Origin of the sequence: Bradyrhizobium aeschynomenes, assembly GCF_013178945.1 — a bacterium.
GTDB classification, from domain to species: Bacteria; Pseudomonadota; Alphaproteobacteria; order Rhizobiales; family Xanthobacteraceae; genus Bradyrhizobium; species Bradyrhizobium aeschynomenes.
The window spans coordinates 63,566-83,108 of sequence record NZ_JABFDM010000018.1; the positions used below are offsets into that span (position 1 = coordinate 63,566).

Genomic DNA, 19,543 nt, shown 5'->3' on the forward strand with positions numbered 1-19,543 from the left:
CCGCCACGGCTCAGCGAATCCAGTCCAGCGTCTTGTAGTACGCTCCGACGAGCGGCAGGAACCAGGGCTTGCCGAAATGGCCGGGCACGACCGGCCAGCCGGCGTCCTTCATCGGGTTCTTATCGGCGCGGCCGAGCATCGCGTCGGCCATGATCATGCCGAGATGGGTCGAGAGCTGCGCGCCGTGGCCCGAATAGCCCATCGCGTACCACAGCCCGTCCTGGCGGCCTGCGCGCGGATAGCGGTCGGCGGTCATGTCGACGAGGCCGCCCCAGCAATAGTCGATCGCGACGCCCGCGAGTTGCGGGAACATTCTCAGCATTGCCGCCTGCAGGATGGCGCCGCTCTTGGCGTCCGACTGTTGATCCGATGTTGCGGAGAAACGCGCGCGGCCACCGAAGATCAGGCGGTTGTCCGGCGACAGGCGGAAGTAGTTGCCGATGTTCATCGAATTGACATAGGTGCGGTTGCTCGGCAGCACCGACGCCGCCTCGGCCACCGTGAGCGGCCGGGTCGCGATGATGAAGCTGCCGACGGCGATGATGCGCCGGCGGAAATAGCTGAAGGCCGACGGCGTGGTGGCGCCGGTTGCGAGCAGCACCTGCTCGGCTCGCACCGTTCCCCTGGCCGTGGTCAGGCGAAAACCCTTGGCCTCCTGCACCTGCTCGGTGACGGCGGCCTGCTCGACGATGACGGCGCCGTGGCGGCTTGCTGCCGCGGCCAGACCGGCTGCGAAGCGGCCCATATGCATCATCGCGCTCTTCTTGAACAGCATGCCGCCATGGAACGGCGAGCCGATCTCGGATGTCAGGTCTTCCGCCGTGAGTAGCGCCGTATCCGCATCGACCTCGCGGTTGATCGCTTCGAAGTTCCGCGCAATCCCATCGAGATGCCCCGGCTTCGAGGCGAGCTTGAGCTTGCCGCAGCGACGGAAATCGCAGGCGATGTTCTCCTCCGCGATCAGGCGCTCCAGCGTGTCGATCGAGTCGTCGAACGCCTTGTAGAGGGCGATCGCGCGCTCGGTCCCGAGCTCGGCTTTCGCGGCGAGATAACTGTGCGCCAGCCCGTTGTTGAGATGGCCGCCATTGCGCCCCGACGCGCCGGAGCCGACTTGATCAGCCTCGAGCACGATCACCTTGGCGCCGGCCTTGGCGAGCTGTCGTGCTGCGCCGAGCCCGGTGAACCCGCCGCCGATGACGGCGACGTCGTAGTGCCCCTCCACGGGCCCGGTGTGACCGCCGGCAAAAGCGGTCGCGGTGTCGCGCCAGTAGGAGACATATTTCATCGCAGGCACTCTTAGAGACCGAACACGCCGGGCAGTTCGGAGACGTCCCTGATCTCGGTGTAGCCGTAATAGGGATTGGCCGGCTCGTGGCCGCGATTGACCCAGACCTTGCTCTTGATGCCCAGATCGTGCGCCGTCATCAGGTCGTAGCGGAACGAGGACGAGCAGTGCGTGATGTCCTCCGGACCGCAGCCGAGCATGTCGAACATGTATTCGAAGGCGCGCATCCGAGGCTTGTAAGCCTGCGCCTGCTCGGCGGTGAACACGGCATGGAACGGTGCGCCGAGCCTGGCGACGTTGGACGGGATCTGCGCCGTCATGGCGTTGGAGAGAATGACGAGGGGAATTTCCCTGGCCACCTTGGCGAGGCCCGCTGGCACGTCCGGGTGCGGGCCCCAGGTCGGCACGCGCTGATAGACCATCTCGCCGTCCGCGGGCTTGTAGGGAATCCCGATCCTGCGGCAGCTGCGCGCCAGCGCATTGCTGACGACCTCGGCATAGGGCTTCCATGCGCCGAGGATCTCGTCGAGGCGATAGGCCGAGAAGACGTTGACGAATTCGGTCATGGCCGGCTCGGACAGGATTGCGCCGTAGAGATCGCGCGCGGCCTCCGCCATCTCGAAATTGATCAGCGTGCCGTAGCAGTCGAAGGTCACATACTTCGGGCGAAAGCGGCTCATGGATCCTCATGCCGGTCATGGTTTCGGCCCTGATGATAGGCGGGGGCGCCAGCATAAGATGCGGCTTTGCCCCGATTTTGCGGCGGAAGATGTCGTGGGCGTCGGCGCCTTCAGACGATCTGCCGGGTGTGCCTCGCCCAGACTCCATGCCGAACAGGAGTGCAGACATGATTTCCGCCGCGGCAACGCTCACCGCTTTCAGCCCGGAGCATCTCGAGGCCGCGACGCGGCTGTCGCAGCAGGCCGGCTGGCCGCATCGCCGGGAGGATTGGCAGGTCGCACTCACCGTCAGCAAGGGGTGCGTTGCCGTTGCCGCCGATGGGCGCGTGATCGGCACCGTGCTGATGACGCCCTATGGCGGCGACGCCGGGACCATCAACATGGTCATCGTCGATGAGTGCGAGCGCGGGCAGGGGCTCGGACGGCGCTTGATGCTGGAGGCGCTGACGCTTGCCGGTGATCGGCGGCTGCAACTCGTCGCCACCGCGGACGGCCTACCGCTGTACGAGAAGCTCGGCTTCCGCCGGACCGGCGAGATCGTCCAGCATCAGGGACATCTCCGACTGCCGATCGCACGAACGGAGCGCGTCCGCGCGGCCGCGCACGACGATCTCGGCGCAGTCACTGCACTCGATGCGGCGGCGTTCGGGGCGGATCGCAGGGGTCTGATTGTGCGTCTCGCCGCAATTGGCGAGGTCGCGGTGCTCGAACGAGAGGGCCGCATCGCGGGCTTCGCCACGCTGCGCCGCTTCGGCCGTGGCTTCGTGATCGGTCCTGTGGTCGCGCCCGCGCTCGATGACGCGCAGGCGCTGATTGCGCATTTTCTCGCCGGGCGCGAGGGGGACTTCATCCGGCTCGACACGGGGACCGAGACCAGGCTCGCGCCGTGGCTGGCCGGCCTCGGCCTGGCTGATGTCGGCGGCGGCATCGTCATGCGCCGTCCAGTCACCGGCGCCGCGATTCCGCCGACCGCGATGTCATTTGCGTTGGCCAGCCAGGCATTCGGCTGAACCGGAGATCATCATGCTCAGCAACTCGCTCATCGAGCTCGACCGCGCCCATCTGGTGCATCCGGTCGCGTCCTATCGTGGACACGAGGCATCCGGCGCGCGCGTGCTGGCCTCGGCCAAGGGGGCTGTCCTCACCGATGCCTCCGGTCATCAGCTTGTCGATGGCTTCGCGGGGCTGTGGTGCGTCAATGCCGGCTACGGTCATGAGAGCATCGTGGAGGCGGCCGCCAAGCAGATGCGCGAGCTGCCTTACGCCACCGGCTACTTCAGTCTCGCCTCCGAGCCGGCCATCCGGCTGGCAGCCGCGCTCGCCGAGCGCGCGCCGGGCGATCTCAACCACGTCTACTTCACGCTCGGCGGCTCTGATGCCGTCGATAGCACCGTGCGCTTCATTCACTACTATTGGCACGTGAAGGGCCAGCCGCAGCGCGACCAGTTCATCACGCTGCAGCAGGGCTATCACGGCTCGTCGACGGTCGGCGCCGGCCTGACGGCGCTGCCCGCCTTCCATGCCAATTTCGGCGTGCCGCTCAACTGGCAGCACAAGATCCCCTCCCACTACGCGTACCGCAACCCGGTGGGCAGCGATCCTGCGGCGATCATCGCGGCATCCCTGGCCGCGCTCGAGATCAAGATCGCCGAAATCGGCGGGCCAGAGCGGGTGGCCGCATTCTACGCCGAGCCGATTCAGGGCTCCGGCGGCGTGCTGGTGCCGCCCGAGGGCTGGATGAAGGCGATGCGCGAGCGCTGCCGGCACCACGGCATCCTGTTCGTCGCCGACGAGGTGATCACCGGCTTCGGCCGCACCGGGCCGCTGTTCGCCTGCACCGACGACGACATCGTCCCGGACTTCATGACCGTGGCCAAGGGGCTGACCTCCGGCTATGTGCCGATGGGTGCGGTGCTGATGTCCGATCATGTCTACGGCGTGATCGCCGACGGGGCAGGGGCGGCGGCCGTGGGACATGGCTATACCTATTCGGCCCATCCGGTGAGCGCGGCCGTCGGTCTCGCCGTACTCGATCTGTATGAGAACGGATTGTTGGAGAATGGCCGGCGCGCCGGCGCGCGGCTGATGGCGGGGCTGCGTGCGCTGCAGGATCATCCGCTGGTCGGCGAGGTCCGCGGCCGCGGCCTGCTGGCCGCCATCGAGCTCGTCGTCGACAAGGAGAAGAAGACGCCGCTGCCGGCCATAGCCGAGCCGTCGCAACGCATCTTCGATCGGGCCTGGGCCAACGGGCTCGTCATTCGCGCCTTCCCGACCGGCGTGCTCGGCTACGCGCCGCCGCTGTGCTGCAGCGACGCCGATATCGATGCCATCATCGAGCGGACCGCACGGACGCTCGACCAGACCCTGGCCGATCCGGACGTGCGGCAGGCCATGCCGTGAAAGCGGGCACGGGCAGATCGCCGCCTGTGCAGCAGCGCCGATATGTCGGCGCGTGCTCCACTTCGCAATTTTGTGCCGTCGGGTCCCTGCAATTCGGAAGTTTTCGCCGGAACCCGGCTCCACACTAGACCAGCAAATAGCAGTCGTCGCAGAGCAGGATGTGCAGGATGGATCTCGCCCAATTCAGGTATCTGACCTTCGACGTGGTCGGCACCTTGATCGATTTCGAAGGCGGGATCGTTGCCAGCATGGGCGAGATTGCGGCTGAATTCGGTACGCAGATCGATGGCGAGCAGGCGCTCGGCCTGTACCGCGCTGCACGCTATGCCGCGGATGCCGATCGTTTTCCCGATGACCTCGTGCGTGTCTACGACGAAATTGCGCCGCAGCTGGGCTTGCCCAGGCAGGCCGCACTTGGCGAGCGCTTCCGCGAGTCCGCCAAGCATTGGCAGGCGTTTCCCGATAGCGCTGCTGCGATGGCGCGTCTGGCCAGGCGTTACAGGCTGATCGCGATGACCAATGCGCGGCGCTGGGCGCTGGATCATTTCGAGCGCGAGCTGGGGTCGCCGTTCTACGCGACGTTCACGGTCGACGACACCGGCACCGAGAAGCCGGACCCGGCCTTCTTTACGCAAGTGTTCGATTACATCGAACGCGACGGCGGTGCCAAGTCGCAGATCCTGCACGTCGCGCAGAGCCAGTATCACGACATCGGCATCTCCCGGCAGCTCGGCATCGCCAATTGCTGGATCGAGCGGCGCCACGACAAGCAGGGCTATGGCGGCACGATCGCGCCTGCTTCTTTCACGAAGCCAGATTTCCACTTCCACTCGATGGCCGAGCTGGCTGACGCGGTGGACCACGTGCCTGCGACATGACGCGCTGCTGACGACTGCATTCTGCCGGATCGCAAACAGGGGACGGATGACATGAGCAACGGGATCACCAACTGGACGGCGAGTGACGATGGGCTGATCGAGGCGGCGATCCGGCGTGGCGCGTCGCGCCGCGATCTCCTGAAGATGATGTTCGCGAACGGCGTCGCGCTCGCTGCCGGCAGCACCATCCTGGGCCACGCCGAGCGCGCCTTCGCGGCGACGCCGAAGAAGGGAGGCTCGATCAAGGCGGCGGGTTGGTCGACCTCGACGGCCGACACGCTCGATCCGGCCAAGGCCTCGTTCTCGACCGATTATGTCCGCTGCTGTTCGTTCTACAATCGGCTGACCACGCTCGACAAGAACGGCGCGGCGCAGATGGAGCTTGCCGAGTCCGTGGAGTCGACGGACGCGCAGACCTGGACCGTGAAGCTCAAGAAGGGCGTCACCTTCCACGACGGCAAGCCGCTGACGGCCGACGACGTCGTGTTCTCGCTGAAGCGGCATCTCGACAAGGCCACGGGCTCCAAGGTTGCCAAGATCGCGGCGCAGATGACCGGCTTCAAGGCGGTCGACAAGACCACGGTCGAGATCACGCTGGCGAGCCCGAACGCCGATTTGCCGATGATCCTCGCGCTGCATCACTTCATGATCGTGGCCGACGGCACCACCGATTTCTCCAAGGGCAACGGCACCGGCGCCTTCGTCCGCGAGGCGTTCGAGCCCGGCGTGCGCTCCATCGGCGTGCGCAACAAGAGCTATTTCAAGGACGGTCCCTATCTCGACCAGATCGAGTTCATCGCGATCACAGAGGAGAATGCGCGCGTCAACGCATTGCTGTCCGGTGACATCCAGCTTGCGGCCAGCATCAACCCGCGCTCGCTCCGGCTCATCGAGGGCAAGGAGGGCATCGCGCTGTCGAAGTCGACGACCGGCAACTACACCGACCTCAACATCCGGCTCGACATGGCGCCTGGCAACAAGAAGGACTTCATCGACGGCATGAAGCACCTCGTGAACCGCGAGCAGATCGTCAAATCGGTGCTGCGCGGCTTCGGGGTCGTCGGCAACGACCAGCCGGTCTCTCCGGCCAACTTCTTTCACAATCCAGACCTCAAGCCCAAACCGTTCGATCCGGACAAGGCGAAAGCGCTGTTCCAGAAGGCCGGCGTGCTCGGCACCTCGATTCCGGTCGTTGCCTCGGAGGCCGCAAACTCCGCAATCGAGATGGCGATGGTGATCCAGGCCTCCGCTGCGGCGATCGGCCTGACGCTCGACGTGCAGCGCGTCCCGTCGGACGGCTATTGGGACAATTACTGGCTGAAGGCGCCCGTCCATTTCGGCAACATCAATCCGCGTCCGACGCCGGACATCTTGTTCTCGCTGCTGTACGCCTCGGAGGCGCCGTGGAACGAGAGCCGCTACAAGTCCGAGAGGTTCGACAAGATGATGATGGAGGCACGCGGTCTGCTCGACCAGGCCAAGCGCAAGCAGATGTATGCCGAGATGCAGGTCATGATCGCGGAGGAGGCGGGCACCATCGTTCCGGCCTACATCTCCAATATCGATGCCACCTCGTCCAAGCTGAAGGGCTTGGAGCCGAGCCCGCTCGGCGGCATGATGGGCTATGCCTTCGCGGAGTATGTCTGGCTCGATTCGTGAATGTGGCCTCCGATGCTGGATGTCGGTCACTCCGACCGACGTCCGTGCGACGGCTATTCTCTGATCAGGCTCACGGACGCCAAGTGTGAAACATCGGATCGCCTCACTCGTCCTTGCCCGGCTGGCCATTGCGCTGGTCACCGCGATCATTGTTTCATTCGCCGTCTTCTTCGCCACCGCGATGCTGCCAGGCGACACCGCGACCATCCTGCTCGGCCAGGCCGCGACCCCGGAAGCCGTCGAAGGCCTGCGCAAGGCGATGCATCTCGACGATCCCGCGATCTTCCGCTTCCTGCGCTGGCTTGCCGGCGTGGTGCATGGCGATCTCGGCGTCTCCTATGCCAACAACATGCCGGTCGCGAAGCTGATCGCCGGACGGCTCGTCAATACCCTCAAGCTCGCGGGCCTTACCGCGGTCATTTCGGTGCCGCTGGCGCTGACGCTCGGCATCACCGCAGCGATGCTGCGCGATACACTGTATGACCGCTGCCTCACCATCGCGATCATCGGCGTCGTCTCGGTTCCGGAGTTCATGATCGCGACCCTCGCCGTTCTGCTGTTTGCGGTCTATCTCAACTGGCTGCCGGCGGTGTCCTTCACCAGCGAGATCCGCACGGCGTATGATTTCGCGCGCGCCTATGCGATGCCGGTCGTGACGCTCACCGTGGTGATCTCGGCGCAGATGATCCGGATGAGCCGGGCGGCCGTGATCGAGACCCTGAACACGCCCTATGTCGAGATGGCGTTGTTGAAGGGCGCCTCGCGCGGAAGGCTCGTGCTCCGCCACGCGCTGCCGAATGCGCTCGGCCCGATCGTCAATGCCGTTGCGCTGTCATTGTCGTATCTGCTCGGCGGGGTCATCATCGTCGAGACGGTGTTCAACTATCCTGGCATCGCCAAGCTGATGGTCGATGCGGTGTCGACCCGCGATCTTCCGCTGATCCAGAGCTGCGCCATCATCTTCTGCTTCGGTTATCTCCTCCTGACCACCACGGCCGACATCATCGCCATCCTGTCCAATCCGAGGCTGCGATGACGAGCGCCGTGACATCCACCCCGCGCAGGCCGCGTTTCGGCTATCGCATCAATGCGGTCGGCGTCGCCGGCGCGCTGATCGTGCTGTTCTGGATCGTGGTGGCGTTCGCGGCGCCTGCGATCATCCCGCACCCGATCGGCGATATCGTCGACACCGACTATTTCGGCCCCATGAGCCGGGAGCTGTGGCTCGGCTCCGATTATCTCGGCCGCGACATGACCTCGCGCATCCTGATGGGGGCCCGCTATACGCTCGGCATCTCCGTTGCGGCGGTGATCATCGCCGGTGTGTCGGGCGTGACGCTCGGGATGATCGCCGCGATCACCGGCGGCGCCGTCGACATGGTGCTGAGCCGCTTCCTCGATGCGCTGAACTCGATCCCGAGCAAGCTGTTCAGCCTCGTCGTCGTCGCCGCTGTGGGCTCGTCGATTCCCGTCCTGATCGTGACGATGGCGGTGATCTACATTCCCGGCGCCTACCGCTTCGCGCGTGCCCTTGCGGTCAACATCAACACCATGGATTTCGTCGTCGTGGCCCGCATCCGCGGCGAGAGCCTGTTCTATCTGATCCGCGCGGAGATCCTGCCCAACATCATCGGGCCGGTCATGGTCGATCTGGGCTTGCGCTTCGTCTTCATCGTGCTGCTGCTGTCGGGGCTGTCCTTCCTCGGCCTGGGGGTCAAGCCGCCCTATGCCGATTGGGGCGCACTGGTGCGCGAGAATATCGGCGGTCTTCCCTATGCCGCGCCGGCCGTGATCGTCCCGTCGCTGGCGATTGCGAGCCTGACCATCGCGGTCAATCTGCTGATCGACAATCTCCCGACCAAGATCCGCGACCGGGAGGCGTCCTAGATGAGGAGCCTCGTACAGATCCGCGATCTCGTCGTGGAGGCGACCACCGATTCCGGCCGCACCATCGAGATCATCAAGGGTGTCGATCTCGACATTGCCGAGGGCGAGATCGTCGCGCTGATCGGCGAGAGCGGCTCCGGAAAGACCACGATTGCGATGACCCTGATGGGCTATGCGCGCGCCGGGTGCAAGATCGTCGGCGGTTCGGTCGTGGTCGACGGCGTCGACATGGTGGCGCTTCCGGAGAAGGGCAGGGCCGCGTTGCGCGGCGCCACGATCGCCTATGTGCCGCAGAGCGCTGCCGCGGCGTTCAATCCGGCGATCCGGATCATGGACCAGGTCGTCGAGGTCGTGCGTATCCACGGCGTGATGCCGATCGAGGAGGCGCGCGCCAAGGCGGTCTCGCTGTTCCGCGCGCTGTCGCTGCCCAACCCGGACAGCATCGGCGATCGCTATCCGCACCAGGTGTCCGGCGGCCAGTTGCAGCGGCTCGCAGCCGCCATGGCGCTGATCGCCAGCCCGAAGGTGCTGATCTTCGACGAGCCGACGACGGCGCTCGACGTCACCACTCAGGTCGAGGTGCTCCGCGCGTTCAAGTCGGTCATCTCGGCGAACCGCATCGCCGGCATCTACGTGTCGCATGATCTCGCGGTCGTCGCCCAGATCGCCGACCGCATCGTGGTGCTGAGGAACGGCGAGGTGCAGGAGACCGGCACGACCGCCGACATTCTCGCGCGCGCGCAACATCCCTACACGCAGCAACTGCTGGCCGCCGTGGCACCCCATCATGGATCTCGACCCGAAACATCCGCCACGACGGCTGAGGCGCTGCTCGAGGTCCACGAGGTGTCGGTCGGCTACGGTCCGCTGCGCTCGGATGGCAGGCCCGCGATCTTGGCGGTCGAGAATGTCAGCCTGCGCGTCGCGCGCGGACGCAATCTCGGCATCATCGGCGAATCCGGCTGCGGCAAGTCGACGCTTGCGCGGGCCATTGCCGGCATTCTGCCTCCGTTCGCCGGCGGGGTCGTGTTCGACGGGCGCGAGCTCGGGCGTAGCGCGCGAAGCCGCAGCCCGGACCAGTTGCGCCAGGTGCAGATCGTGTTCCAGCATGCCGACACCGCGCTCAATCCGGCGCAGACGGTCGAGGACATTCTGGGCCGTCCGCTGACCTTCTACCACGGCATGGCGCGCAAGCCGCGCAGCGCGCGGATCGACCAGTTGCTCGACATGGTGAAGCTGCCGCGGAGCTTGCGGCTGCGCCGTCCGGCCGAGCTCTCCGGCGGACAGAAGCAGCGTGTCAATTTTGCGCGTGCGCTGGCGGCCGATCCCAAGCTGATCGTCTGCGACGAGATCACCTCGGCGCTCGACACCGTCGTCGCCGCCGCGATCATCGATCTCCTCAAGGAGCTGCAGCGCGAGCTCGATCTCGCCTATGTCTTCATCAGCCATGACCTCTCTATGGTCGAGGCGATCTGCGACGATATCGTCGTGATGTATCGCGGCCGCAAGATCGAGCAGATCACGCCCGAGGCGATGGCCCGGCCGGAGCATCCCTACACGCAGCTCCTGCTCTCGTCGGTGCCGAAGCTCGATCCGGCGTGGCTCGACAATCTGCGCCAGGATCCCGAGCAGGTCCGCGAATATTGCCAGCATTGAGCGCGCAGTGCGCGCTACACCTGAAACAGGCTGGTCAGCGGCAGGTATGGCTTCACGATCGGCGACTTCAGCACGACGAAGCTGAAATATTTCTCGATGCCGATGTCCATGTCGGTCAGCCGCTCCATGATGGTCTGGTACTCGCCGATCCCGGCGGTGACGAACTTCATCATGTAGTCGTAGCCGCCGGAGACGAGATGGCACTCGATCACCTGGTCGATCTTCTCGACCGCGGCGAGGAAGCGGGCGAAGTCGATCTGGCGGTGGTTCTTCAGCGTGACCTCGGTGAACACGGTGAGCGTCTGGCCGAGCTTGGAGACGCAGATCTGCGCCGAGTAGCCCTCGATATAGCCCTCGGCCTGCAGCTTCTTCACCCGCATCAGGCACGGGCTCGGCGACAGGTTGACCAGCTCGGCGAGCTCGACATTGGTGACCCGGCCGTTCTTCTGCAACTCGTGCAGGATCTTGATGTCGATGCGATCGAGCTTCATGCAGCGAAGGTCCGTGTGATGACGCGTCCTGGTCCATTACAGCAGAAAATTCTGCGCTTGGGCCATCGGAAGTTTCGTAAAGCAAGAATGAGGCCGCGTCGTCCGGATTATGCGATGCAAAACAATACGCCGCTGGCGTGGGCGCCAGCAGAATCAAATGCCGTCCGGCCGTCGAATCCGGCGTCTCCCGTGCCGGATACCGCTTTAGCTTGATGCGGCTGAAAGCCGGAGAGACACCATGCCCGCACCCCTGGTGCACGTCGAAACGTCGCCAACGCTGCCCGAGCGTGCAGATGCCGTGGTCATCGGCGGCGGCATCGTCGGCGTGTTCGCGGCCTACTATCTGGCACGGCGCGGGCTTGCGGTGGCGTTGATCGAGAAGGGACGGATCGGTGCCGAGCAGTCCAGCCGCAACTGGGGCTGGTGCCGGCAGCAGAACCGCGATGCCCGTGAGCTGCCGATGGCGACGCTGAGCCTCGATCTGTGGGAGCGCTTTGCCGGCGACAGCGGCGAGGCGACGGGCTTCTCGCGCTGCGGGCTGTTCTATCTCAGCAATGACGAGGCCGAGCTCGCCGGCTGGGCGCGCTGGGGCGAGTTTGCCAAGACGGCCGGCGTGACCACGCACATGCTGGACGGCCGTCAGGCCAGCGAGCGCGGCGCGGCCACCGGGCGACGCTGGAAGGGCGGCGTATTCTCGCCGACCGACGGCACCGCCAGCCCCGCCGATGCGGCGCCTGCGGTGGCGCGCGCGATCCTGAAGCAGGGCGGCACGGTGCATCAGATGTGCGCCGTGCGCGGCGTCGAGAGCCGCGGCGGCCGGCTCTCCGCGGTCGTCACCGAGCGTGGCACCATTCGCACGTCGCTTGCTGTGCTCTCGGCTGGCGCCTGGACATCGTCGTTCTGCCATCAGCTCGGAGTCGCCCTCCCGATCGCCTCCATCCGCTCCTCGGCGCTCGCGCTGTCGCCATCCGCAGAGCCGCTGCCGCCGGCGCTGCACACCGCCGCGGTCTCGATCACGCGACGCGGCGACGGCGGGCATACGCTCGCCATCAGCGGCCGTGGCCGCGTCGATCCGACCCTGCAGCAGCTGCGCTTCGCGCCGCATTTCCTGCCGATGTTCGCCAAGCGCTGGCGCAACCTTCTCCCCGGCGGCCTCGAAGGCCTGCGCTCCGGCCATGAGACGCTCGGCCGCTGGCGGCTCGATGAGCCGACGCCGATGGAGCACATGCGCATCCTCGATCCCGCGCCGGATCAGGCGACCATCCGTCTCACGCATGCGCGCGCGCTGGAGCTGCTGCCGGCCCTGAAGCAGAGCCAGGTCACGGCGACCTGGGCGGGCTACATCGACTCCACGCCCGACGGCGTGCCCGTCATCGGCGAGCTCGCCGCGCTGCCCGGCCTGATCGTCGCCGCCGGCTTCAGCGGACACGGCTTCGGCATCGGCCCCGGCGCCGGCCATCTCATCGCCGATCTCGTCACCGCCGCCACGCCGATCGTCGATCCCGAGCCTTATGCACCCGAGCGCTTCGCGCGTCCCGGGGCAACGAAGGTCGCGGATTTCTGACGGTCCATACGCGACGTCCATCGCCTCTCGAATTCGCCGACACGCTCGCATTGCCGAGATCTGTTTGGACATCGGTCAAAATGCCATCCGTCAGGCCACGATGGTCCGGCCTCGCGACGCCTGATGCGTCCGAGCTGTGCGATCGTTCCACCCTCTGCCAACAGAGGGCGCAGGGAATGCCGGGCGCTGGCCGCACCCATGGCCCGCCAGCGAAAGAAAATGCTGGCGGCAGGTACCACAGGTTCAGCCGAGACATCCCGGCATTCCCTGCGCGATGGTTGAGCGGCTTATACGTCCTCTCCCCGGGGACCGGCTGTCTTGCCCCCGTAACCGGCGGATCATCACCACCAGCGTGGCCTCAGCGTCGGGAGGCCAGGACCCTACGATTTCGCCGGCGCATCGGGCTCGTTCGTCCGCACGATCGCTCATGCTGCGATCCGATGCACCCACCGCATCCCGCACCCACGTTTCGTGACGACCGCGAAGCGCCCCTCGGCGGGACGGGATGGGCCTAGACAATCATGATTTTCGGAAAAGCGAAAGGGGAATATTTTTCGCGGGAGGACTGGACAGGGGTGATGTGCTTGAGGCTGCGCGTGAAATGAGGTTTTTGGCGCATGGGCACCAAGCCTGCCATCAGTTGCGCGCGGGTGACCTTGAGCGTTCTCGGTTTCCCGGCGATCTCTTCGGTTAAGCCCAGCAAGCGGACGTCTTTGGCGTTAACCGGAAGGTCCGAGACGGGCGAATTACGGACGTGACAGGGCCGCGCGACCGGGCCGCGAATGGCCTGGAGCCTGCCGACGTGCGGCGCTGCATCAAGTCGGTAACTATCCGAGGTACACCGGCCGTGACGCTAGCTCGTTCGGACAGCAGCTTGTGACCCTGGCTGTGTGACACGGCCAAGACCCGAAGCTGACCTCGACGCCAACTTGGACTCCCCTGACAACCCGCTCGGTTGATCTCGCTACGAGCGGCGGTGAACCTCGAACGACGCCATCAAGTCAAGGATACGCTGCTGCATCCTCTGCCAATTGGGCACGTCCTCCGGCCGATGACGGAAATAGAAGTGTCGGCCCTTGTTGATGAAGCGGTGCTGACAGGACTTCGGAACAGCCTCGGACGGCGTGCCGCAGCCTATTATCGTGGTGTTGACGCCATGACCGTCATCATAAGCAAGATAGCCATTTCCGACGTACTCCTTGCCGTCCTTGCCATGCGTGATGGTTTTGGTCTTCATGAGACCAAACTCGCTACTTTGCTCGACAATTTCTCCGCCGGGCGGATCTTTCATTAGACTTAGCATCCATTCGGGGTCCCACGTGACGAAGACCGAGTTGCTGTCAAATTCCGCCGGCATCAGACGGCGGTTGAGTGGTTGGAAGTCGGGAGCGGTCGTCGCAAGCAGCAAGCTCGGGCGTGACCCGCCGCTCCACTCTGCTTGCCAGACGGTTGGGATGAGATATGTCTCACCTCCAGAATACCTGATGTAATAGCTGTCCGGCGACACGGGGATCAGTGCCAGCCGCTTACCCACGAAGTCACGCACCTGCAGGCATGTAATCGCCGGCCCCCGACCCTCAATCTGCCCGTTTAATACGCCCGGCTCGAAGGTGCGGCGGAGATACGACCAGTGATATAGGCGCGCATTGGCCGGTTCGCCGACAACGAGGATCGCGTGGTGCTGCATGTAGAGCGGACCATCGTGCTTGGCCCTCATTCTAAAGATCGACAGGTCGAACCATACGCGTGCGGGCCGGTAGTCGGAGGCCCCGTCAGAAATCTGGATGCAATACGGCTCAGATCCAGCGATCTCTTCAGCGCCATTAGCTACAAGGAGCGATGTCGCCGCGCCTGCGGCGACAAAGAGCAAGGTCACAATTAGAGCCAGACCAACAAGCATTCGTAGCGAAATCAACTCAATCCCCGCCGTGCCACACATTCTATTTCGACCGGCGATATTGGAATTTGCGCGTGGGTCGCAGCAAGCGCCGTTTATCGGAAAGTTCGGCAAATGGCCGGTGGTCGCGTACGGTATTGTACTTGTTCGTCCGACTCCCAGAGTGAGAAACGTCAGCTTCTGGCCCATGGCTGCCGACTTGCGGCGCTGCGGCAAGTCGCCTGTTATCTGGGGTACACCGGCCATAGCGCCACCCCATTTCGGAGGACAGCCCATGGCCCGACAGAGAAAGGCCGTCAAGGCGATNTCGGAGGACAGCCCATGGCCCGACAGAGAAAGGCCGTCAAGGCGATGCCATGTCGGTTATTCGAGGTTGTGCAGAAGAGATTTGCTCGGCATGAGAATTTCAGTCTTTGACCCGTTGCGGACCTGTTCAAGTGCTTGCTGTCTTTGGAGAGGCGACGCCGAGGTTTGTGGACATCAGCTTTTTCCATTCCATTGCCCAGGGCGACACCTTGAGATATCACGGCGCTCATGCGCTATCTCACCGGGATCGCCATCGCCTCCTTCGCCACGCTTCTCGCCGCCGCTCCGGCAGGCGGGGAAGGTGAGCCGATCACCGATGCCATGCGCCCGGTCATGGCGGCGACGCGGATTTTCGCCCTTGAGAACCACCTGCTCGGCGACATTGCCATTGCTGATGAGAATGAAGGCCGTATCGGCCAACGGTTCGAGGTCAACCACGCGATAGCCGCCGACGGCAAGCTCGATCCCTGCACCTTCACGATGCGTCGGCGCGGCGGCCCGATCATCGAGCAGATCAGCTTCGACCGTCTCTCGGCCAAGAGGAAGGTGTGGCCACTCGATGGTGACGCTCGTATCCGTCTCCTCGCTCAGGGAAAGAGTGGCGCGAGATGCGAGCTCGACGGCAGCTTCAAAAAGTGCTCGACTGACCTTGAACTGCTGCTGCAGCCCCTAGGCTCGCCATCTGAGTTCGATCTCGCTGTCCGGACGCTGGACTTCATCGCGAAGGTTTGCCCGCCGGCGCAGCTGCCGCTCGAGCTTGAGACTGGCGCACCAGGTTAAATGTCCGCTTCTGGCCCATGGCTGCCGTGCCGGGATGTCCGCGCTAACGGTCGCGACCGGAGGTAACCCGGACATAGTGATCCAGCCCGGTTCGATCGTGAATACCAGCAGCCCTCCACGTCCGTAATGGGCTGATCGTGTCACTTTGGCTGTCGAGCGGCCCTTCCGGTCTGCCCCGAGCAACAGACGTGCTCGGCGTTCGCCGACATGATTCAACAGGGCGAATTACGGACCTGCGGAACGGTCAAGTCGTGAATGGGGGTAGACCTGCTATGCCATCAGCCTGCCGGCAGCACGGCTTTCCCTCATATGAGAGGCGATTTCGACCATGTAACGCCATCCAAGAGCAGACTCGATCATCCACTCGTTGTCCACACATCGCCCTCGGCCATCATGTCGTCAGCCATCGCTCGAAATACAAATTGATCAAGTTGGACACGTAAGGGCCACCGCTGGGCACGGAACGAATCCCTTCGCCCGTCCGCTTCGAGCAGCAAGGATGGGATGCAGGCGGGGCGGGATGGACGCGCCGCGTCCGTCACGCCTTCTGGCGGCCGTAGATCAGCAGCATCAGGATGATGACCGCGCCATAGATCAGCTGCCGGCCGGCTTCGCTGATCTGCATCACCGAGAGGATGGACTGCAACAGCGTGATCAGGATGACGCCGGCGATCGTCCCGAGATAGCTGCCGCGGCCGCCGAGGATGTGGGTGCCGCCGAGCACGACGGCAGCGATCGACGGCAGCAGATAGGCGTCGCCCATCGACTGCGCGGCCTTGGAGGCGTAGCCCGCGAGCAGCACGCCTCCGAAGGCGGACAGGGCGCCCGACAAAGCGAAGGCCAGCATCGTGACGCGGCGCGTGTCGATGCCGGAAAGATAGGCGGCGCGCTCGCGATTGCCGATGGCGTAGATCGCACGGCCGAAGGTCGTGCGCGACAGCAGCCAGATCGCCGCGCCGCCGATGATCGCCCAGACCAGGACCGCGTTGGAGAGCCCGGGGACGACATTGCCGGTCGCCAGATAGCGCATCGCCTTGGAGGCGGAATCCTGCGGCGCGAAGCCGCCGGTGTAGGCGACCATCAGGCCCTGCGCGACCGCGTTGGTCGCGAGCGTGATGATCATCGAGGGAATGCGCAAGTAAGCGACGCCAATGCCGTTCAAGAGACCGATCGCGGCGCCGCAGAGAATGCCGCAGGGGATTGCAAGAATGGCGCCGGTGGTCCCGTGCGCGGCTGCCGCACAGGCCATCATTGCGCCTGCCGTCACCACCCACGGCACCGACAGGTCGATCTGGCCGAGCAGGATGACCAGCATCATGCCGGTCGCGATCACGCCCAGGAAGCTCGCGACCTTCAGCTGCTGCAGCAGATAGTCGGGGGACAGGAAGCTGCGCGAATACAGACTGCCCACCAGAAGCAACAGCAGGATGCAGCCGAACGAGGCCGCCACCGCCGGATCGATCCGGCGCAGCATGGCAACCCCGCGTTGGGCCGGTTGTGACGCCGTCGCCTCGCTCATCCGAACCACTCCAGCCGGTTGCGCACGCGAAGCAGGCCGAACGCCCCGATCGAGACCGCAAGCATCAGCACGATCCCCTGGAACAGCGGCTGCCACAGCGGATCGAAATCGAACACGAACAGGAGATCGCCAATGGTGCGGAATGCAAGTGCGCCGAAGATCGCGCCGATGGCGCTGCCGCGTCCGCCCATCAGCGAGACGCCGCCGAGCACCACGGCCGCGATCGAGAACAGCGTATAGGCGTTGCCGCTCGCATAGGCGGCCTCGCCTGTATAGGAGAAGAAGGTGAGGAACAGGCCGCCGATCGCCGACAGCAGGCCGGCCAGGCTGTAGGCGGCGAACTTGGCGGCGCGGATCGGCGCGCCGGACATGTAGGCGGCGACCTCCGAGGAGCCGGTCGCGAATGCGGCGCGGCCGATGACCGAGCGGCTGTAGGGCACCCAGATCAGCAGTGCCGCCGCGGCCAGCGCGACGAGGCTGGTCGGCAGGACGCCGAACAGGCGTCCCGTCAGCGCATCGGCCAGCGTCTCGTTGACTGACCCGCCGGGATTGGGCCGCAGCATCAGCGCGACGCCGTAATACATCGCGCCTGTCGCAATCGTGGTGACGATCGGCTGCAGCCGGCCGAAGATCACGATCGCGCCGTTGATCATGCCGCAGAGGAGGCCGGTGCCGAGCACGCCGGCGACGCCGAGCGCCGTCTCGGTGGCGGTGCCGACCACGATCCAGGACGCGAGGCAGTTGGTGAGCGTCAGGATCATGCCAACGGACAGATCGATGCCGGCGGTGATCACCACGATCGCCTGGGCCATGGCGACGAAGGCGAGAAGCGTCGCCTTGTTGGATGCGGTCTGCACCATGTTGGCGCTGAAGCCGGCCGGATGGTTGGTGGCATAGATCAGGAACATCGCGACGAAGATGCCGATCGCCAGCAAGGTGCCGCGCTGCTCGGCGAGCCAGTACCGCCACTCGGTCATTGCGCGCTCGCTTCCGCTGGTTCGCCGTCGTCGACGTTGAGCGCGCTGCTGACCAGCGCGCGCTCGGTGATCTCCGCGCCTGCGAGCTCGCGCCTGATGGCGCCATCATACATCACGAGAACGCGGTCGCAGCAGCCGATCAGCTCGTCATAGTCGGTCGAATAGAGCAGGATCGCGGCGCCTTCGTCGGCGAGGCGGCGCAGCAGCCGATAGATCTCCTGCTTGGTGCCGACGTCGATGCCGCGCGTCGGATCGTTGAGCAGGATGATGCGCGGCTTGTTCATCAGCCATTTCGCGATGACGACCTTCTGCTGGTTGCCGCCCGACAGCGCGCTGACGGGAAGATCGGGGGAGGCGGTCTTGATCTCGATGAGGCGGATCATGTCGTCGATCAGCGCGGATTGCTGCTGCCGGTCGATGATGCCGAACTGCGCGAAGCGGTCGAACGCGGCGGCCGAGAGATTGTCGCGCACCGACATCGGCAGCATCAACCCTTCGGTCTTGCGATCCTCCGGGATCAAGGCGAGGCCGATGCGATCGGACTTGGCGGCAACGGGGCTGTCGATCACGACCTTGTCGCCATCGATGAAAATGTCGCCACTGATATCGCTGAGCACGCCGAACAGCGCCAGCAGCAGCTCGCGCTGGCCCTGGCCGTCGAGGCCGCCGAGCCCGATGATCTCGCGGGCATGCAGCGAGAAGGAGATGTCCCTCAGCCGATCGCCCCAGCCGAGCTTCCTGCATTGCAGGGCCGGCGGCCGGCCGTCGGGCTCGCGGACCGGCTTGTCGGGAAAGGCATGCTTGTATTCACGGCCGATCATCAGCTCGATCACTTCGGCATCCGTCTTGGTGCCGGCGGCAAAGGTCGAGATCCTCCGGCCATTGCGGAACACGCTGCAGTCGTCGGCCAGCTCGGCGATCTCGTGCATGCGATGGGAGATGTAGAGCAGGGCCAGTCCCTCGCTGCGCAGGCGCTTCAGCACCTCGAACACCTTGGTGACGTCGGAGGCCGTGAGTGCCGACGTCGCCTCGTCGAGGATCAGGATCTTCGGCCGGCGCGACAGCGCCTTGGCGATCTCGACCATCTGCCGGCGCGACAGCGGCAGGTCCTTCACCAGTGCGCGCGGATGAATGTCGCCGGCGCCGGCTCGCTCCAGCGCTTCTTCGGCGATGCGGCGCTGGGCTTGCCGGTCGATCAGGCCGAGCCGCGTCGGCGGACGGGAGATCATGATGTTGTCGGCCACCGACAGATCGGGGATCAGCGACAGCTCCTGGAAGATGCACACCACCCCGGCATCGTTCGCGGCCGACGGATTGCTGAACGTGACCTCGCGTCCCCCAAGCATCATGCGGCCTTCATCCGGCGCGACGACGCCGACCATGAGCTTGATCAGCGTCGACTTGCCGGCGCCGTTCTCACCGAGGATGGCGTGGATACGGCCGGGGTGAACCTCGAGGTCCGCCCGGTCGAGAGCAATGACGCCGCCATAGCGCTTGGACAATCCCTCCGCGCGAAACAGCGGCTCGGCCGCGCTCATGCTCGCTTTCCTCGATCCTCGGCAAC

Annotated in this window: 17 protein-coding genes; 9 read left to right on the forward strand and 8 right to left on the reverse strand. The window is 65.1% G+C overall.

Going from position 1 to position 19,543, the window contains the following annotated elements:
• Positions 1-10 precede the first annotated feature (10 nt).
• Positions 11-1,285 (reverse strand): NAD(P)/FAD-dependent oxidoreductase, encoded by a 1,275-nt coding sequence (locus HL666_RS32045; RefSeq protein WP_172185529.1) that lies wholly within the window; start codon positions 1,283-1,285, stop codon positions 11-13.
• Positions 1,286-1,296: 11 nt separating this feature from the next.
• Positions 1,297-1,965, reverse strand: coding sequence for a haloacid dehalogenase type II (locus tag HL666_RS32050; protein WP_172113348.1), 669 nt, complete (start codon positions 1,963-1,965; stop codon positions 1,297-1,299).
• Positions 1,966-2,132: 167 nt separating this feature from the next.
• Between HL666_RS32050 and HL666_RS32055 the strand changes: the two genes are divergently transcribed.
• The 7 genes from HL666_RS32055 to HL666_RS32085 all read left to right on the forward strand — a co-directional run bounded on the left by HL666_RS32055 (position 2,133) and on the right by HL666_RS32085 (position 10,445).
• A complete protein-coding gene (locus HL666_RS32055; RefSeq protein ID WP_172134613.1) occupies positions 2,133-2,975 on the forward strand; it encodes a GNAT family N-acetyltransferase in 843 nt (280 codons plus the stop codon).
• 13 nt (positions 2,976-2,988) lie between these two features.
• Positions 2,989-4,365: an aspartate aminotransferase family protein gene (locus HL666_RS32060; RefSeq protein WP_172185531.1), complete on the forward strand. Its 1,377-nt coding sequence runs from the start codon at positions 2,989-2,991 to the stop codon at positions 4,363-4,365.
• 158 nt (positions 4,366-4,523) lie between these two features.
• Entirely contained in the window at positions 4,524-5,243 is a 720-nt protein-coding gene (locus HL666_RS32065; RefSeq protein ID WP_172185533.1) for an HAD-IA family hydrolase, read from the forward strand.
• Between the two features lie 51 nt (positions 5,244-5,294).
• Positions 5,295-6,902: an ABC transporter substrate-binding protein gene (locus HL666_RS32070; protein WP_172113351.1), complete on the forward strand. Its 1,608-nt coding sequence runs from the start codon at positions 5,295-5,297 to the stop codon at positions 6,900-6,902.
• Between the two features lie 85 nt (positions 6,903-6,987).
• Positions 6,988-7,938, forward strand: a complete 951-nt coding sequence (locus HL666_RS32075; protein ID WP_172134581.1) for an ABC transporter permease — start codon at positions 6,988-6,990, stop codon at positions 7,936-7,938.
• Positions 7,935-8,789 (forward strand): ABC transporter permease, encoded by an 855-nt coding sequence (locus tag HL666_RS32080; protein ID WP_172185535.1) that lies wholly within the window; start codon positions 7,935-7,937, stop codon positions 8,787-8,789. Before HL666_RS32075 ends, HL666_RS32080 begins: the two co-directional genes overlap by 4 nt.
• A complete protein-coding gene (locus HL666_RS32085; protein WP_172134579.1) occupies positions 8,790-10,445 on the forward strand; it encodes an ABC transporter ATP-binding protein in 1,656 nt (551 codons plus the stop codon).
• Positions 10,446-10,459: 14 nt separating this feature from the next.
• Here HL666_RS32085 and HL666_RS32090 read toward each other — a convergent pair whose 3' ends face one another.
• Positions 10,460-10,936 (reverse strand): Lrp/AsnC family transcriptional regulator, encoded by a 477-nt coding sequence (locus tag HL666_RS32090; RefSeq protein WP_172134578.1) that lies wholly within the window; start codon positions 10,934-10,936, stop codon positions 10,460-10,462.
• Positions 10,937-11,174: 238 nt separating this feature from the next.
• Here HL666_RS32090 and HL666_RS32095 point away from each other — a divergent pair, with 238 nt between their 5' ends.
• A complete protein-coding gene (locus HL666_RS32095; RefSeq protein ID WP_172185537.1) occupies positions 11,175-12,500 on the forward strand; it encodes an NAD(P)/FAD-dependent oxidoreductase in 1,326 nt (441 codons plus the stop codon).
• 511 nt (positions 12,501-13,011) lie between these two features.
• Here the strand turns inward: HL666_RS32095 and HL666_RS32100 are convergent.
• Both HL666_RS32100 and HL666_RS32105 read right to left on the reverse strand, forming a co-directional pair.
• The gene (locus tag HL666_RS32100; protein WP_172185539.1) at positions 13,012-13,203 is read right to left on the reverse strand and encodes a hypothetical protein; all 192 of its coding nucleotides are present in this window, start codon (positions 13,201-13,203) and stop codon (positions 13,012-13,014) included.
• A gap of 261 nt (positions 13,204-13,464) precedes the next feature.
• Complete coding sequence (locus HL666_RS32105) at positions 13,465-14,400, reverse strand: hypothetical protein (protein ID WP_172185541.1); 936 nt, start codon at positions 14,398-14,400, stop codon at positions 13,465-13,467.
• A gap of 531 nt (positions 14,401-14,931) precedes the next feature.
• Here HL666_RS32105 and HL666_RS32110 point away from each other — a divergent pair.
• Positions 14,932-15,483 (forward strand): hypothetical protein, encoded by a 552-nt coding sequence (locus tag HL666_RS32110; RefSeq protein WP_172185543.1) that lies wholly within the window; start codon positions 14,932-14,934, stop codon positions 15,481-15,483.
• Between the two features lie 538 nt (positions 15,484-16,021).
• Here HL666_RS32110 and HL666_RS32115 read toward each other — a convergent pair.
• The 3 genes from HL666_RS32115 to HL666_RS32125 are packed head-to-tail and all read right to left on the reverse strand — an operon-like array spanning position 16,022 to position 19,517.
• Entirely contained in the window at positions 16,022-17,002 is a 981-nt protein-coding gene (locus HL666_RS32115; protein ID WP_172185545.1) for an ABC transporter permease, read from the reverse strand.
• The gene (locus HL666_RS32120) at positions 16,999-17,979 is read right to left on the reverse strand and encodes an ABC transporter permease (protein ID WP_172113359.1); all 981 of its coding nucleotides are present in this window, start codon (positions 17,977-17,979) and stop codon (positions 16,999-17,001) included. Before HL666_RS32120 ends, HL666_RS32115 begins: the two co-directional genes overlap by 4 nt.
• Positions 17,976-19,517 carry a sugar ABC transporter ATP-binding protein gene (locus HL666_RS32125; protein ID WP_172185547.1) on the reverse strand — a complete coding sequence of 514 codons (1,542 nt, stop codon included), beginning with the start codon at positions 19,515-19,517 and terminating at the stop codon, positions 17,976-17,978. Before HL666_RS32125 ends, HL666_RS32120 begins: the two co-directional genes overlap by 4 nt.
• Positions 19,518-19,543: the final 26 nt, after the last annotated feature.

Excerpts from the sequence above, each read along its gene's own strand:
- HL666_RS32070 (WP_172113351.1), top strand. The coding sequence starts at position 5,295 with ATGAGCAACGGGATCACCAACTGGACGGCGAGTGACGATGGGCTGATC.
- HL666_RS32125 (WP_172185547.1), bottom strand. The coding sequence starts at position 19,517 with ATGAGCGCGGCCGAGCCGCTGTTTCGCGCGGAGGGATTGTCCAAGCGC.
- HL666_RS32060 (WP_172185531.1), top strand. The coding sequence starts at position 2,989 with ATGCTCAGCAACTCGCTCATCGAGCTCGACCGCGCCCATCTGGTGCAT.
- HL666_RS32065 (WP_172185533.1), top strand. The coding sequence starts at position 4,524 with ATGTGCAGGATGGATCTCGCCCAATTCAGGTATCTGACCTTCGACGTG.
- HL666_RS32080 (WP_172185535.1), top strand. The coding sequence starts at position 7,935 with ATGACGAGCGCCGTGACATCCACCCCGCGCAGGCCGCGTTTCGGCTAT.
- HL666_RS32045 (WP_172185529.1), bottom strand. The coding sequence starts at position 1,285 with ATGAAATATGTCTCCTACTGGCGCGACACCGCGACCGCTTTTGCCGGC.
- HL666_RS32105 (WP_172185541.1), bottom strand. The coding sequence starts at position 14,400 with ATGCTTGTTGGTCTGGCTCTAATTGTGACCTTGCTCTTTGTCGCCGCA.
- HL666_RS32110 (WP_172185543.1), top strand. The coding sequence starts at position 14,932 with ATGCGCTATCTCACCGGGATCGCCATCGCCTCCTTCGCCACGCTTCTC.
- HL666_RS32055 (WP_172134613.1), top strand. The coding sequence starts at position 2,133 with ATGATTTCCGCCGCGGCAACGCTCACCGCTTTCAGCCCGGAGCATCTC.
- HL666_RS32090 (WP_172134578.1), bottom strand. The coding sequence starts at position 10,936 with ATGAAGCTCGATCGCATCGACATCAAGATCCTGCACGAGTTGCAGAAG.
- HL666_RS32120 (WP_172113359.1), bottom strand. The coding sequence starts at position 17,979 with ATGACCGAGTGGCGGTACTGGCTCGCCGAGCAGCGCGGCACCTTGCTG.
- HL666_RS32115 (WP_172185545.1), bottom strand. The coding sequence starts at position 17,002 with ATGAGCGAGGCGACGGCGTCACAACCGGCCCAACGCGGGGTTGCCATG.
- HL666_RS32050 (WP_172113348.1), bottom strand. The coding sequence starts at position 1,965 with ATGAGCCGCTTTCGCCCGAAGTATGTGACCTTCGACTGCTACGGCACG.
- HL666_RS32085 (WP_172134579.1), top strand. The coding sequence starts at position 8,790 with ATGAGGAGCCTCGTACAGATCCGCGATCTCGTCGTGGAGGCGACCACC.
- HL666_RS32095 (WP_172185537.1), top strand. The coding sequence starts at position 11,175 with ATGCCCGCACCCCTGGTGCACGTCGAAACGTCGCCAACGCTGCCCGAG.